At 69.7% G+C, this 13,489-nt stretch carries 14 protein-coding genes; 10 read left to right on the forward strand and 4 right to left on the reverse strand.

The features are described 5' to 3' along the window. Position 1: 1 nt before the first annotated feature. The 6 genes from PP359_RS10480 to PP359_RS10505 all read left to right on the forward strand — a co-directional run bounded on the left by PP359_RS10480 (position 2) and on the right by PP359_RS10505 (position 5,219). On the forward strand, positions 2-961 hold the full coding sequence (locus PP359_RS10480) for a carbohydrate ABC transporter permease (RefSeq protein WP_112931952.1): 960 nt from the start codon (positions 2-4) through the stop codon (positions 959-961). A gap of 6 nt (positions 962-967) precedes the next feature. Next, the gene (locus PP359_RS10485) at positions 968-1,969 is read left to right on the forward strand and encodes a hypothetical protein (RefSeq protein ID WP_499250521.1); all 1,002 of its coding nucleotides are present in this window, start codon (positions 968-970) and stop codon (positions 1,967-1,969) included. Beyond that, positions 1,966-3,198: a dual-specificity RNA methyltransferase RlmN gene (rlmN, locus tag PP359_RS10490; RefSeq protein WP_295776696.1), complete on the forward strand. Its 1,233-nt coding sequence runs from the start codon at positions 1,966-1,968 to the stop codon at positions 3,196-3,198. The genes PP359_RS10485 and rlmN overlap by 4 nt, the downstream gene beginning before the upstream one ends. A 62-nt stretch (positions 3,199-3,260) precedes the next feature. Next, a complete protein-coding gene (locus tag PP359_RS10495; protein ID WP_036319715.1) occupies positions 3,261-4,274 on the forward strand; it encodes an aldo/keto reductase family protein in 1,014 nt (337 codons plus the stop codon). 31 nt (positions 4,275-4,305) lie between these two features. Further along, positions 4,306-4,800: an NUDIX hydrolase gene (locus PP359_RS10500; protein WP_347417878.1), complete on the forward strand. Its 495-nt coding sequence runs from the start codon at positions 4,306-4,308 to the stop codon at positions 4,798-4,800. A 56-nt stretch (positions 4,801-4,856) separates the two neighbouring features. Beyond that, positions 4,857-5,219, forward strand: a complete 363-nt coding sequence (locus PP359_RS10505) for a VOC family protein (protein ID WP_499250522.1) — start codon at positions 4,857-4,859, stop codon at positions 5,217-5,219. On the opposite strand, the gene PP359_RS10510 is transcribed toward PP359_RS10505, so the two are convergent. Further along, positions 5,216-5,761 (reverse strand): ribonuclease H family protein, encoded by a 546-nt coding sequence (locus PP359_RS10510; RefSeq protein ID WP_112931948.1) that lies wholly within the window; start codon positions 5,759-5,761, stop codon positions 5,216-5,218. The two genes, PP359_RS10505 and PP359_RS10510, sit on opposite strands and share 4 nt — an antisense overlap. A 73-nt stretch (positions 5,762-5,834) precedes the next feature. On the opposite strand from PP359_RS10510, the gene PP359_RS10515 reads away from it, so the two are divergent. The 3 genes from PP359_RS10515 to PP359_RS10525 all read left to right on the forward strand — a co-directional run bounded on the left by PP359_RS10515 (position 5,835) and on the right by PP359_RS10525 (position 8,430). Beyond that, positions 5,835-6,245: a GNAT family N-acetyltransferase gene (locus tag PP359_RS10515; protein WP_036319721.1), complete on the forward strand. Its 411-nt coding sequence runs from the start codon at positions 5,835-5,837 to the stop codon at positions 6,243-6,245. A gap of 73 nt (positions 6,246-6,318) precedes the next feature. Continuing rightward, on the forward strand, positions 6,319-7,623 hold the full coding sequence (locus tag PP359_RS10520) for an HNH endonuclease signature motif containing protein (RefSeq protein WP_239498477.1): 1,305 nt from the start codon (positions 6,319-6,321) through the stop codon (positions 7,621-7,623). A 48-nt stretch (positions 7,624-7,671) separates the two neighbouring features. Beyond that, positions 7,672-8,430, forward strand: a complete 759-nt coding sequence (locus tag PP359_RS10525) for an MBL fold metallo-hydrolase (protein WP_499250523.1) — start codon at positions 7,672-7,674, stop codon at positions 8,428-8,430. Here PP359_RS10525 and PP359_RS10530 read toward each other — a convergent pair. Beyond that, positions 8,370-8,711 carry a hypothetical protein gene (locus tag PP359_RS10530; RefSeq protein WP_499250524.1) on the reverse strand — a complete coding sequence of 114 codons (342 nt, stop codon included), beginning with the start codon at positions 8,709-8,711 and terminating at the stop codon, positions 8,370-8,372. The two genes, PP359_RS10525 and PP359_RS10530, sit on opposite strands and share 61 nt — an antisense overlap. 67 nt (positions 8,712-8,778) lie before the next feature. On the opposite strand from PP359_RS10530, the gene PP359_RS10535 reads away from it, so the two are divergent. After that, positions 8,779-10,233 carry an aminotransferase-like domain-containing protein gene (locus PP359_RS10535; RefSeq protein ID WP_499250525.1) on the forward strand — a complete coding sequence of 485 codons (1,455 nt, stop codon included), beginning with the start codon at positions 8,779-8,781 and terminating at the stop codon, positions 10,231-10,233. Here the strand turns inward: PP359_RS10535 and ppsA are convergent, their stop codons facing one another. Both ppsA and PP359_RS10545 read right to left on the reverse strand, forming a co-directional pair. Beyond that, on the reverse strand, positions 10,234-12,621 hold the full coding sequence (ppsA, locus tag PP359_RS10540) for a phosphoenolpyruvate synthase (RefSeq protein ID WP_499250526.1): 2,388 nt from the start codon (positions 12,619-12,621) through the stop codon (positions 10,234-10,236). Positions 12,622-12,653: 32 nt separating this feature from the next. Further along, a complete protein-coding gene (locus tag PP359_RS10545) occupies positions 12,654-13,469 on the reverse strand; it encodes a pyruvate, water dikinase regulatory protein (RefSeq protein WP_112931942.1) in 816 nt (271 codons plus the stop codon). Between the last annotated feature and the right edge of the window lie 20 nt (positions 13,470-13,489).

Consider the following 13,489-nt stretch of genomic DNA (forward strand, 5'->3'; position numbering starts at 1 on the left):
CATGACCGCCACTGTCACCCCCGCCCCGGCTCCGGCGTCCGCCCCGGCATCCGCGCCGCGCCCCGTGCGCAAAGACGCGAGCGAGCGCCGTCGTCGGCGCATCGGGAAGATCCTCATGTACGTCGTGATGAGCGGCTTCGGCGTGCTCTTCCTCTTCCCGCTCGTCTTCATGTTCGTCTCGAGCCTCAAGCCCGACGCGCAGATCCTGCGCGACGTCAACTCACCGGCGGCCTTCCTCCCCGTCGGCGACATCAGCCTCGACAACTACTTCGGCGTCTTCGACCGCGTTCCCGTCGCCCAGTTCATGTTCAACTCGGTGCTGGTCACTGTGCTGACCGTGGGACTGGGGCTCATCGTCAACTCGATGGCCGGCTTCGCCCTGTCGCGACTGAGGTGGAAGGGGCGCCTCGTCGTGATGGCGCTGATCATCGCGACCCTCATCGTGCCGTTCGAGACGATCGCCGTGCCGATGGTCTACTGGGTGTCCCACCTGCCGACTCTGGTGATGGAAGGCGGCGTGCTGAAGTACGACTTCGGCTGGCTGAACACCTACCAGGTGCAGATCGTGCCGTTCATCGCCAACGCGTTCTCGATCTTCCTGTTCGCGCAGTACTTCTCGACGATCCCGGCCTCGCTCGATGAGGCGGCGCGCATCGACGGCGCCAGCTGGTTCACCGTCTACCGCCGCATCATCGTGCCGCTGTCGGGGCCGGCGTTCGCGACCGTCGCGATCCTCACGTTCCTTCCCGCGTGGAACCAGTACCTGTGGCCGCTCATGGTGGTGCAGAAGGAGGGCCTGCGGCCCGTGATGGTCGGGATGCAGTACTTCTTCCAACTGAACACGGCGTGGGGAGAGGTCATGGCCTACACCTCGCTGATCACGCTCCCCGTCCTCATCGTGTTCCTCGTCTTCCAGCGCGCGTTCGTCAGCAGCATCGCGGCCAGCGGAGTGAAGGGCTAAGCGCACATGTTCGACCTCTCCTCCTCCTGGGTCTGGGACTACTGGTTCGCCGACGACGGTGAGACCTACCACCTCTTCTTCCTCTATGCCTCGCGCGCCCTGCACGATCCGGACGCGCGCCACTACCGGGCCTCGGTCGGCCACGCCGTGTCCGACGACCTCGTCACGTGGACGCCGGTCGCCGACGCCATCGTCCGCGGCGAGGCGGGCAGCTTCGACGATCTCGCGACCTGGACCGGCTCGACCGTCCGCGGCGGCGACGGGCTCTGGTACCTCTTCTACACCGGGTCGTCGCTGGCTCCCGATGGCAAGAACGTGCAGCGGATCGGCTGCGCGACCTCGCCCGACCTCATGGTGTGGACGAAGGTGCCGGGGCCGCTGCTGTCGGCATCCGGCCCCTGGTACGAGACGCTCGCCGACGGTGACTGGCACGACGAGGCGTTCCGCGACCCCTGGGTGTTCGCCGACCCCGATGGCGACGGCTGGCACATGCTGGTGACCGCCCGTGCCCCCGAGGGTCCGGCCTTCGGCCGCGGCGTCATCGGCCACGCCTGGTCGCCCGACCTGAAGACGTGGGAGCTGCGACCGCCGCTGTCGGCGCCCAGCGAGCGGGGCTTCGGACAGCTCGAGGTCATGCAGGTCGAGGTCGTCGACGGGCGGCCCGTGCTGCTGTTCTCCTGCCTGGCGGAGCACGCGATGCCGGCCCGCGCCGCCGAACGCGGCGGGACGTGGGCGGTTCCCGCGGCGAGCGTGCTCGGGCCGTTCGAGGTCGAGGAGGCCTACCCCCTCACCGACGCGAGCCTCTACGTCGGGCGGCTGCTCCGACGGCGCGACGACGGCCAGTGGCTGCTGTTCGCTTTCCACAACCTCGACGAGCACGGTGCGTTCGTGGGCGGCATCACCGACCCTCTTCCCATCGGCTGGGTCGATGGTCGCCTCACCGTGCGGGAATCGACGATCCGTCCGCCCGCCGCTCATCCAGGTGGCCTCGGTACCCTGGAGACATGACCGAGTCCAGCCCCGTGCGCACCACCCGTCCCCGTCAGGTGCGCCCGCGCGCGGAAGGCTGGACCCAGCGGCTCGACGCCGACGGCAAGCCGCTCCTGCAGTTCGCCGCACCCAAGCGGGGGATGCCGCCCGTGCACCTCGCCGACCTGACGCCCGAGCAGCGCGTCGAGAAGGTCAAGGAGCTGGGGCTGCCGGGCTTCCGGGCCAAGCAGGTCGAGAAGCACTACTTCCAGCACTACACGTCGGATCCCGCCGCGATGACCGACCTCCCGGCATCCGGTCGGGAGGAGCTCGTCGCGGGCCTGCTGCCCCACCTGCTCACCGAGGTGCGACGGCTGGAGACCGACCGCGGCGACACGATCAAGTTCCTCTGGAAGCTGCACGACGGCGCGCTCGTCGAATCGGTGCTCATGCGCTACCCCGGTCGCATCACGCTGTGCGTGTCGTCGCAAGCGGGGTGCGGCATGAACTGTCCGTTCTGCGCGACCGGTCAGGCCGGGCTCACCCGCAACATGTCGGCGGCGGAGATCATCGAGCAGGTCGTCCGGGCGAACGCGGCGATCCGTGCCGGCGAGCTGGGCCCCGCCGAGCACGCCGACGAGCGCGTCACCAACATCGTCTTCATGGGGATGGGGGAGCCCCTCGCCAACTACAACCGGGTGATGCAGGCCGTCCGCACGATGGTCGACAAGGATCACGGCCTGGGGATGAGCGCTCGCGGCGTGACGGTGTCGACCGTGGGCCTCGTGCCGGCGATCAACAAACTCGCCGCAGAGGACATCCCGGTGACCTTCGCGCTGTCCCTCCACGCTCCCGACGACCAGCTGCGCGACGAGATGATCCCGATCAACTCGCGCTGGAAGGTCGACGAGGCGCTGGATGCCGCGCGCGGCTACTTCGAGAAGACCGGCCGCCGCGTGTCGATCGAGTACGCCCTGATCAAGGACATGAACGACCACGCGTGGCGCGCCGATCTGCTCGCGACGAAGCTCAACGACCGCGGCCGCGGCTGGGTGCACGTGAACCCGATTCCGCTGAACCCGACGCCGGGGTCGGTGTGGACGGCCTCCGAGAAGGAGGTGCAGCGCGAGTTCGTGCGCCGCCTCAACGAAGCCGGCATTCCGACGACCCTCCGCGACACCCGCGGCAAGGAGATCGACGGCGCGTGCGGCCAGCTCGTCGCCACCGAGGAAGACCGCGCGGTCGCGGCATCCGTGCCCGTCGACTGAACCCGTCCACGCGTCCTGTCAAGGCTGGCCCCGTGCATCGGCGGCGGCAGTAGCGTGGAGTCATGGTCAACTATCGCTATCTCGGCAACAGCGGCTTCAAGGTTTCGGAGATCACCTACGGCAACTGGGTGACCCACGCCTCCCAGGTGGAGAACGACGCCGCTATCGCCACCGTGCACAAGGCACTCGATCTCGGCATCACGTCGTTCGATACCGCGGATGCCTACGCCAACACCGCCGCGGAGGTCGTGTTGGCCGACGCACTGAAGGGCCTCGAGCGCACGGACTACGAGGTCTTCACGAAGGTCTACTGGCCGATCGGCAAGAAGGGTCCGAACGACCAGGGTCTGTCGCGCAAGCACCTCTTCGACGGCATCCACGGCTCGCTCCGCCGGCTGAACGTCGACTACGTCGACCTGTACCAGGCGCACCGCTTCGACTACGAGACCCCGCTCGAGGAGACGATGCAGGCGTTCGCCGACATCGTGCGCCAGGGCAAGGCCCTCTACATCGGCGTCAGCGAGTGGACGGCCGAGCAGCTGCGCGAGGGCGCCGCACTCGCCAAGGAGCTGAACTTCCAGCTCGTGAGCAACCAGCCGCAGTACTCGGCGCTCTGGCGCGTCATCGAGGGCAAGGTCGTGCCGACCTCCGAGGAGCTCGGCATCTCGCAGATCGTCTGGTCGCCGATGGCGCAGGGCGTGCTCAGCGGCAAGTACCTGCCCGGTCAGCCCGTTCCCGAGGGCTCGCGGGCGACCGACGAGAAGAGCGGGGCGAACTTCATCAAGCGCTTCCTGCAGGACGACACGCTCGCCGCCGTGCAGAAGCTCAAGCCGATCGCCGAGCAGGCGGGCCTCACCATGCCGCAGCTGGCGATCGCGTGGGTGCTGCAGAACCCGAACGTCTCGGCGGCACTCGTGGGCGCCTCGCGCCCCGAGCAGCTCGAGGACTCGGTCAAGGCGTCCGGCGTCGTCCTCGATGCCGAGGTGATGTCGGCGATCGATGAGGCCCTCGCCCCCGCCGCGGTCACCGACCCCGAAGAGACCTACACGGTCTCGCCTGCCTCTCGTCCGCTCTGAGCGCTCTCACGATGAGAGACGTCGTCTGACGATGGTCACGACGAGCGCCGGCATCCTGCTGTACCGGACCGATCCGGACGGCACGGTGTCGGCGCTCGTCGCACATATGGGCGGTCCGTTCTGGGCGCGCAAGGACGAGGGGGCCTGGTCGATCCCCAAGGGCGAGTTCGATCCGCAGGTGGAGGCGGCGAGGGATGCCGCGGCGCGCGAGTTCCGCGAAGAGCTCGGTGTCGATCCGCCGGATGTCCCGTATGTCGAGCTCGGCACCTTCGCGTACTCTTCGGGGGCGAAGTCCGTCACGGTGTTCTGTGGCGACGGCACGGGATTCCTCGCCTCCGATGTCGACCGCGCCGCGCTCGTGTTCGGCGCGTTCGAGATGGAGTGGCCGCCGCGGTCGGGACGCCGTCAGAGCTTTCCCGAGATCGACCGCGTGGCCTGGATGCCGCTCGCAGAAGCCCGCCCCCGACTGGTCGCCGGGCAGCGGCCGGCGCTGGACGCGTGTGAACGGTTGACGCGCAAGATGTGACCCTCTTGCGGGCGCACCCCCGGTGGCGAAGACTGTGCGCGACGAAGGGGGCCCTCATGGCACACGGCGACATCACGCACATCGACATCCCGGTCGCGGACGTGGCGACGGCGGCGGCGTTCTACTCCGAGCTGTTCGGCTGGCAGATCGCGGAGCCGCCCGGCTTCGAGGGCTACCCGATGTGGTCGGCCCCCAACGGCATCAGCGGCGGCGGACTCGCCCCGCGCAGCGAGGGGTTCACCCAGCCGCGTTCGTACGTCGAGGTCGATTCGATCGACGACACCATCGCCAAGGCCGAGGCCGCCGGGGCGACGGTCGCCATGGGCAAGCAGCCGATCACGGCGAAGAGCTGGTGGGCAATGATCGTCGACCCCGACGGCAACCACATCGGCCTGTTCGAGGGGACGACCCAGGACTAGCGCTTCTTCTTCGGTGCTGCGGACACGTCGAGCTGAGGGTGCAGGCCGCCCAACGACGACCACGCACTCGCAGTGCCCTTCGCGGCGTGCTCGGCGCCGCGGACGGCGCGTTCGTCGGCCCATTCGTTCAGGACGTGTCCGCGGTGCCCGCGGACGTGCTCGAGCACGACGTCGGGAAGACCGGCCGCTCGCCGCGCGTCGCGAGCGGCGATGAGCTGTTCGAGCAGGTCGCGGTTCTTGGTGGGTGCTCCGGTGGAGGTCTTCCAGCCGCGGCGGCGGTGGGCATCCATCCACGAGGAGTACGTGTCGATCGCGTACTTCGAGTCGGCCTGCACGACGAGATGTGCGACGTCCGCGTGGTCCTCGATCGCCTTCAGCAGCCCCATGAGCTCGCCGATGTTGTTCGTGCCCACCGGGATCGCGCCCGCCGCCCAGTGTCCGTCTTCGCCGACCCATGCCCAACCGGTCGGTCCCGGGTTGCCCTTGCAGGCGCCGTCGGTGGCCACGGTGTAGGTGTCGGTCGGATCGGTCGCGGAAGTCACCGTTCGACGGTACTCGATGGGGCAGGCGGCGGATGCCGCGGGTGCGTCCGGGCTCCTCTCGTATGCTGACGACATGACCGGTGTGCGCGTGACGACAGAGCTGGACGAGATCGACCTGGACCTCGTGCACCGCTGGCTCTCCGAGGAGGCGTATTGGGCGCTCGGGCGCAGCCGTGAGCTCGTCGAACGCGCCGCCCGGGCGTCGCTGAACTTCGGGGCGTTGGATGCCGACGGCATACTCGTCGGCTACGCGCGCGTCGTCACCGATGCTGCGACGTTCGCGTGGGTGTGCGACGTGTTCGTCACGCCGTCCGCACGCGGCGCGGGTGTCGGAACGCTGCTCGCCGAGACGATCGCGGCCGCGGTTCGGCCGTGGGGACTGAAGCGGACCATGCTCGCGACCGCCGACGCCCACGGCGTGTACGAGAAGGTCGGGTTCGTGCCGCTGCCGAATCCCGAGCGGATGATGGTCCTGGGAGGCTGAATCTCCTCCTGAACTGCGGTTTTCGGTGCCTCTCCGACGAGGAATGTCGGAGGTTGCCGGTAGCGTCGGGGCTATGAAGGTCGTCGACGGTAGTTCCTCCCCGGATGTTCCGGGCGGGTGGGATGCCGTCGAAGACGATGCGTTTCCGTGCGATCCGGGCTGGGTTCCGCCCGATGCGGTGGACCTGGTCTGTGATGCGGATGCGATGGTCGCCGTTTTCGCCGCGGAACGCTACCGACGGGTCGCCACGTACCGGCGAGAAGCTCTCGCAGACGCTGCTGGTCGCGGTCGGGGCCTCATCGATGTGGCCGAGCGGGCGATCCGGTTGGAACTCGCGGCGGCGCTGCGGGTCACGGAGCATGCCGCCGGGATGCTGATCGCCGAGGCGCAGGCGCTCGAGACCCGCTACCCCGCCGCGCTGGCCGCGTTGGGGGCGGCGCGGGTGACGGAACGGCACGTGCACGTGTTGGTCGAACTGCTCGACCCGCTCGCCGCGACCGAGCGCGACGCGGTCTTTCCGCGGGCGCTCGTCCTCGCGGAGGCGGAACCGGTCGGCACATTCCGTCGCCGGCTGCGGGCGCTGATCGACCAGACCCGTGTGGAGAGCCTCCCGGAGCGGCACGAGCGGGCGCTGGACGAGCGGCGGGTGTTCGTGGAACCGGCGGACGACGGGATGGCATGGCTGAACGCCTACCTCCCGGCGGTGGAAGCCCACGCCATCCACGGACGGCTCACCGCGATCGCGAAGGCGGTGACTGCTGCTGACGGCGATGAGCGCACGCTGGAGCAGGCGCGCGCAGACGTGTTCGGCGACCTGCTGATCGACGGCACCTGCACCGCTCACCCGGACGCCGCCCGCGGCATCCGAGCCACCGTCGTCGTCACCGTTCCCGCCCTTGCCCTCCTCGACGCATCCACCGATGCTCTGAACTGCGGGGTCGCCGTCGTCGACGGTGTCGGGCCGATCCCGATCGACAGAGCCCGCGAGCTGTGCGGCGGGGGAGACGGGTGGATGCGGATCCTCACCCACCCCGACACCGGCGCCGTCGTCTCCGTCGGGCGAGAACGCTACCGGCCCCCACCCGCGCTGCAGCAGCTCGCCCGCTGGCGCGCGGCGCGGTGCATGGCACCTGGCTGCGGAATGCCCGCCGACCGATGCGACCTCGACCACACCCTCGCCTGGGAACACGGCGGCCATACCGCGCTGACCAACCTCGCCCCACTGTGTCGCGGACACCACACCGTCAAACACCACGGTGGCTGGCAGGTGCGCCAACTCAGCGAGGGCACCTCTTCCGGATCGCTCGAATGGATCTCCCCCTACGGACGCCGGTACGTGGTCGCGCCCGAACGCACCCTCCCCGTCTTCACCCACTGACGCGTGCTCGGCTCCGGCGGAGGTCGTGGGCCGAGAGAGAATGGGAGGATGACCTCACCGCGCCCCGTGCTCACTCTCGTCGGCGGTCCCACGGCGATCATCGAGTACGCCGGCATCCGCGTCCTCACGGATCCGACGTTCGACGAGCCGGGTGACTACCCGTCGGGAACGGTGACGCTTCACAAGCTCACCGGTCCTGCCCTGACGCCCGACGACGTCGGCCGGATCGACGTCGTGCTCCTGTCGCACGACCAGCATCCCGACAACCTGGATGCCGCGGGCCGCGCGTTCCTGGCGCGCGCCACCACCGTGCTCTCCACGCCCGCAGCGGCCTCGCGCATCGAGGGCGTCCACGGCCTCGCGTCGTGGCAGTGCCACACCGTCGGCAGTGTGGAGATCATCGCCGCGCCCGCTCTGCACGGTCCGGCTGGCGCCGAGGAGCTCTCCGGGCCGGTGACGGGTTTCGTCCTGCGCGCCGCGGGCGAGCCCGTCGTCTACGTCTCCGGCGACAATGCCGATAGCGCGCTCGTCGCCGAGATCGTCGAACGCGTCGGCACGATCGACATCGCCGTCCTGTTCACCGGCGCCGCCAACGTCGGACGTTTCGGCGACAGCGACCTCACCCTCAACGCCCGCACCGCCGTCGAGGCGGCACGGGCGTTGGGGGAGGCGATCATCGTTCCCGTGCATGCCGAGGGTTGGCACCACTTCACCGAGACGATCGACCGCCTCGAGCGTGAGTTCGCCTACGCGGGACTCGCCGACAGGTTGCGTGTGCCTGCCGCCGGCGTGCCGTTGCCGCTCTGACGCGGTTCGACCGGTGTCCCGGAGACGAGGTCGGCGACCGTGAGCGTGCAGAGCGCCGGATGCCGCCGCGTCGCGGTCGTGATGGACCGGACCAGCATCGCCGTTCGCGCACCGGGCGGGCATGCGGGCTGACGGAGTCGTCGCGCGATGCCCGCGTCGATCGCGCCGAGCGTGTCGCGGTGGGCATCGAGGGCGTCGTGACCGTCCGTGTCGCCGCCGCGGTCGTCGTCCGCGAGCCAATCGATGACGCGTGCGATGATCCACTCCGACTCAAGTGGCATGGTGGCTGGCTGATTCTGAGGAAGGGGGGTCACAGGGCGGCGGGTCATTGGACCAGAATCGGTTTCGATGAACGCTCACGACAGGGCCACTTCGCCGCGAGTGGTCACACGATTGGCCGATACGGACCGTGCCGCAGCGGTGTCTCCCACGGCGCTGGCGGCACGGCTGGGTCGCTGGGCCGACTCCGATGGGTCTCTGACTGCGAGTCTGGCCGCTGCTCTGCGGGCGCTCGTGAGCTCGGGAGAACTGCGCCCGGGTGACAGACTGCCCTCGGAGCGCGCGCTCGCCGCGGCCGTCGCGGTATCGCGCGGCACCGTGGTCGCGGCCTACGCCGCGCTCGCCGACAGCGGCGTGCTGGAACGGCGCCAGGGCAGCGGCACGCGCGTCGCGGGTGCCGCGATCGCGCTGCCGGCCCGGCGCTCGCAGGGCGAGAGCCTCTTCCAGGCCGCGCCCGCCGCCATCGACCTCCTGCGCGCGGTGCCGCGCATCCCTGCGCGCACGATCGAGATCGTGCGCGGGTTCGATGCCGCCCTCGTCGCCGCGACGGCCACCGATTCCGACCCCGCGGGCCTGCCTGAGGTGCGCGAGCGTATCGCGCGACTGCTGACCGACGACGGCACGCCGACGACGCCCGAGCAGGTGATCGTCACCAGCGGCGCCCAGCAGGCGCTGAGCCTCGTGATCGACGAGCTCGTCTCTCCGGGTGACGTCGTGCTGAGCGAGGAGCTCAGTTGGCCGGGTCTTGTCGACCCGGTCCGGCGGCGAGGAGCGCGCGTGCACGGGGTGCCGATGACGCCGGACGGCGTCGACGTGGATGCCCTGGAGGCCGCGATCGTGGCCCTGCGCCCTGTCCTCATCGCCCTCAACCCCCACCACCACAACCCGACCGGATCACGCATGCCTCCGGCATCGCGTCTGGCTGTCGCTGAACTCTCCGCCCGCTACGGCGTGCGTGTCATCGAAGACCGCGTACTCGCGAACATCTCCTTCGACGGCGTCGTTCCCGTATCGCTCGCGGCGCTGCGGCCGGATGCGCCCGTGATCGTCGTCGACTCGTTGTCGAAATGGGCGTGGCTGGGACTGCGCATCGGGTGGGCGCGCGCTGATCCCGTGCTCATCCGGCGGCTGCGCGCATCGCGGCAGCTCGTCGACCAGGCCGCCAGCGTCCCCGCGCAGCACATGGCGTTGGGTCTTCTCGACAACGCGCCCGCCCTGCGCCGCGACGCGAGCGCCACCCACGCCGCGGCGCTGGAGCGGTTGGTCCCGATGATGCACGAGCACCTTCCGGGCTGGACCTTCGACGTGCCGCGCGGCGGTCTCTCGCTCTGGGCGCGCCTGCCCTCGGGTTCGGCGACCGCATTTGCGCGGCGTGCGGCTCTGGCGGGCGTCGCGGTCGCCGGCGGGTCGGAGTTCTCGGCATCCGCACCCGCCGACGACCACCTCCGCATCCCGTTCACCGCACCCGACGAGCTGCTCCACGCCGCGATCGAGCGGCTCGGGCGGGTGTGGCGCGCGGAGTGATCACCCGGCCTGCGGAGCTGTCGCCTCCACCGTCTTCGACAGGCGCAGCCACGTCTCGACGACCGTGTCGGGGTTGAGCGAGACGGACTCGATCCCCTCCGCGACGAGCCATTCGGCGAGGTCCGGATGATCCGACGGGCCCTGTCCGCAGATGCCGACGTACTTCCCTGCCGCACGGCACGCGCTGATCGCCATCGACAGCAGGCGCAGTACGGCCGGATCGCGCTCATCGAACGTGGAGGCCACGAGCGCCGAATCGCGATCGAGCCCCAACGTCAGCTGGGTCATGTCGTTCGACCCGATCGAGAATCCGTCGAAGAACTCCAGGAACTGATCCGCGAGCAGCGCGTTCGAGGGCAGCTCGCACATCATGATGACCTTGAGGTCGTTCTCGCCGCGACGCAGCCCGTTCTCGGCGAGCAACTCGACCACCGCGTGCCCTTCGCCGACGGTGCGCACGAACGGCACCATCACCTGCACGTTGGTGAAGCCCATCTCCTCGCGCACGAACCGTAGCGCCTCGCACTCCATGTCGAAGCACGCGCGGAAGTCGGGCGAGATGTACCGGGAGGCGCCCCGGTAGCCGAGCATCGGGTTCTCCTCGTGCGGCTCGTACAGCTCACCACCGACGAGGTTCGCGTATTCGTTCGACTTGAAATCGCTGAGTCGCACGATCACCGGCTCGGGCCAGAACGCCGCCGCGATCATCGACACACCCTCCGCGACCCGCCGCACGAAGTAGTCGCGCGGCGCGTCGTAGGCGGCGGTCGCGTCGGCCACGCGGGCGCGCAGCTCGCCGTCCAGCGCGTCGAACTCCAGCAGCGCTCGCGGATGGATGCCGATCTGTCGGTTGATGATGAACTCCAGCCGCGCCAGCCCGACACCGCGGTGAGGCAGCCGTGAGAACGAGAAGGCCTGATCGGGCGTGCCGACGTTCATCATGATCTTCACCGGCGCGTCCGGCATGGAATCCAGCCGGGTCACCTCCTCCTCGAACGGAAGGATGCCGCGGTACACGAACCCCGTGTCGCCCTCCGCGCACGAGACGGTGACCTCCTCTCCGTCCACGAGCGCGGCGGTGGCATCGCCCGTGCCGACGACGGCGGGAATGCCGAGCTCGCGCGCGATGATCGCGGCGTGGCACGTGCGACCGCCGCGATTGGTCACGATGGCACTCGCGCGCTTCATGATGGGCTCCCAATCGGGATCGGTCATGTCGGCGATGAGCACCTCACCCGGCTGGAAGTCGGCCATCTGGTCGAGACTGCGCAGCACTCGCACCGGTCCCGCGCCGATGCGCTGACCGATCGCCCGCCCGGCCGTCACGACCTCACCGCGCGCGTCCAGCACGAAGCGGCGGATGACCCCGGCTTCGACGCGCGAGACGACCGTCTCGGGTCGAGCCTGCAGGATGTAGAGCCGACCATCGACGCCGTCCTTGCCCCACTCGATGTCCATCGGCCGGCCGTAGTGCTCCTCGATGATCAGCGCCTGGCGCGCGAGCTCGACCAGGTCGGCGTCATCGATCGAGAACCGTCGACGCTCTGCCGTCGGAACGTCTTCGAACCGCGTCGATGCTCCCGCTTCGCGCGCATCCGTGTAACGCATCGCGATGGCCTTCTCGCCGACCGAGCGCTTGAGCACCGCCGGACGGCCCGCGCGCAGTGCCACCTTCGAGACGTAGAACTCGTCGGGGTTGACCGCTCCCTGCACGACGGCCTCGCCGAGTCCGTACGAACTGGTGATGAAGACGGCGTTCTCGAAGCCCGACTCGGTGTCGACCGTGAACATGACACCGGCAGCGCCCACGTCGGAGCGCACCATCTTCTGGATGCCGGCCGACAGGGCGACCTCGTCGTGGTCGAACCCGTGGTGAGCGCGGTACGCGATGGCGCGGTCGTTGTACAGCGACGCGAACACCGAGCGGATCGCAGCCAGCACGTTGTCGATGCCGGCGACGTTGAGGAAGGTCTCCTGCTGCCCGGCGAAAGAGGCGTCGGGCAGGTCCTCAGCGGTCGCCGAGGAGCGCACCGCGAACGAGGCACCGGGGTGCTCCGCCGTCAGCCGCTCGTACGCGGTGCGGATCGACGACTCGAGAGCTGCGGGAAAGGGCTGCTCCTCCACCCACGCCCGGATCTGCGTGCCGGCGTGGGTGAGGGCCGCGACATCCTCGACATCGACCTCGGCGATCGCCGCCGCAATGCGTTCGCGCAGCCCGCCTTCGGCCAGGAACTCGCGATAGGCGTCGGCGGTCGTGGCGAAGCCGCCGGGAACGCTCACCCCGGCGGCGGCGAGGTGCGACACCATCTCGCCGAGCGACGCGTTCTTTCCGCCCACGGCGGGGAGGTCGGCCATGCCGAGCTGGTCGAACCAGAGGATGCTGCTCATGTGTCGGGCCTTTCGGTGGGAGGGGGCGATGCTCAGGCGCGGAGCTTGAGGGACTGCATGATCACGGCGGACATCTCCTCGACGCTCTTGGTCGACGAGTTCACGAACGGGATGTGGGTGCGCCGGTAGAGGTCCTCGGCGCGCCGCAGCTCGAGGGTGCACTGCGCGAGGCTCGCGTAGGTCGAGTCGGGCCTGCGCTCGTGGCGCACCTGGCTGAGCCGCAGCGGCGTCGTCGTCAGCCCGAAGCAGCGCGCCGCGAACGGGGCGATCGCTCGCGGGAGGCCCTCGGTGGGGAAGTCGTCGTCCGTCAGCGGGTAGTTCGCCACGAGCAGGCCGTACTGCAGCGCCAGGTACATGGTCGTCGGCGTCTTGCCGCACCGCGACGGCGCGACGATCAGGACGTCGGCCTGATCGAGAGCGCGCATGCTCTGACCGTCGTCGTGCTCGATGGCGTATTCGACCGCGCGCATCCGGGCGAAGTACTGCTCGGTGTCGCCGACCGTGTGGAAGGAGCCGAGCTGCTCGGACGCGGTCGTTCCGAGCGCCGCCTCCAGCTCGGTGAGGTGGCCGCTCAGCAGATCGATGTGCGTCGCCCGCGCGCCGCCGAGCACGCGCGCCACGGCGGGGGAGCGCACGGTGTGGAACACGAGGGGCTGCAGCCCGGCATCTGCCGCTCGGTCGATCTCTCGGGCGACCGCGGCGGCGCCCTCGGCCGAGTCGACGAACGGCACGGTGTGGTGACGAAACGACACACCCGGGAAGTTGACGAGCAGAGCCCGCCCCAGCGTCTCCGCGGTGATGCCCGTCGAGTCGGAGACGAAGTAAGCGGCACGGGGCGTGGTGGTCACGTGCGCTCCTCGTCGTCTCG

It is taken from the genome of Sphingomonas sp. BLCC-B65, assembly GCF_028550675.1.
In the GTDB taxonomy this organism is placed as follows: Bacteria; Actinomycetota; Actinomycetes; order Actinomycetales; family Microbacteriaceae; genus Microbacterium.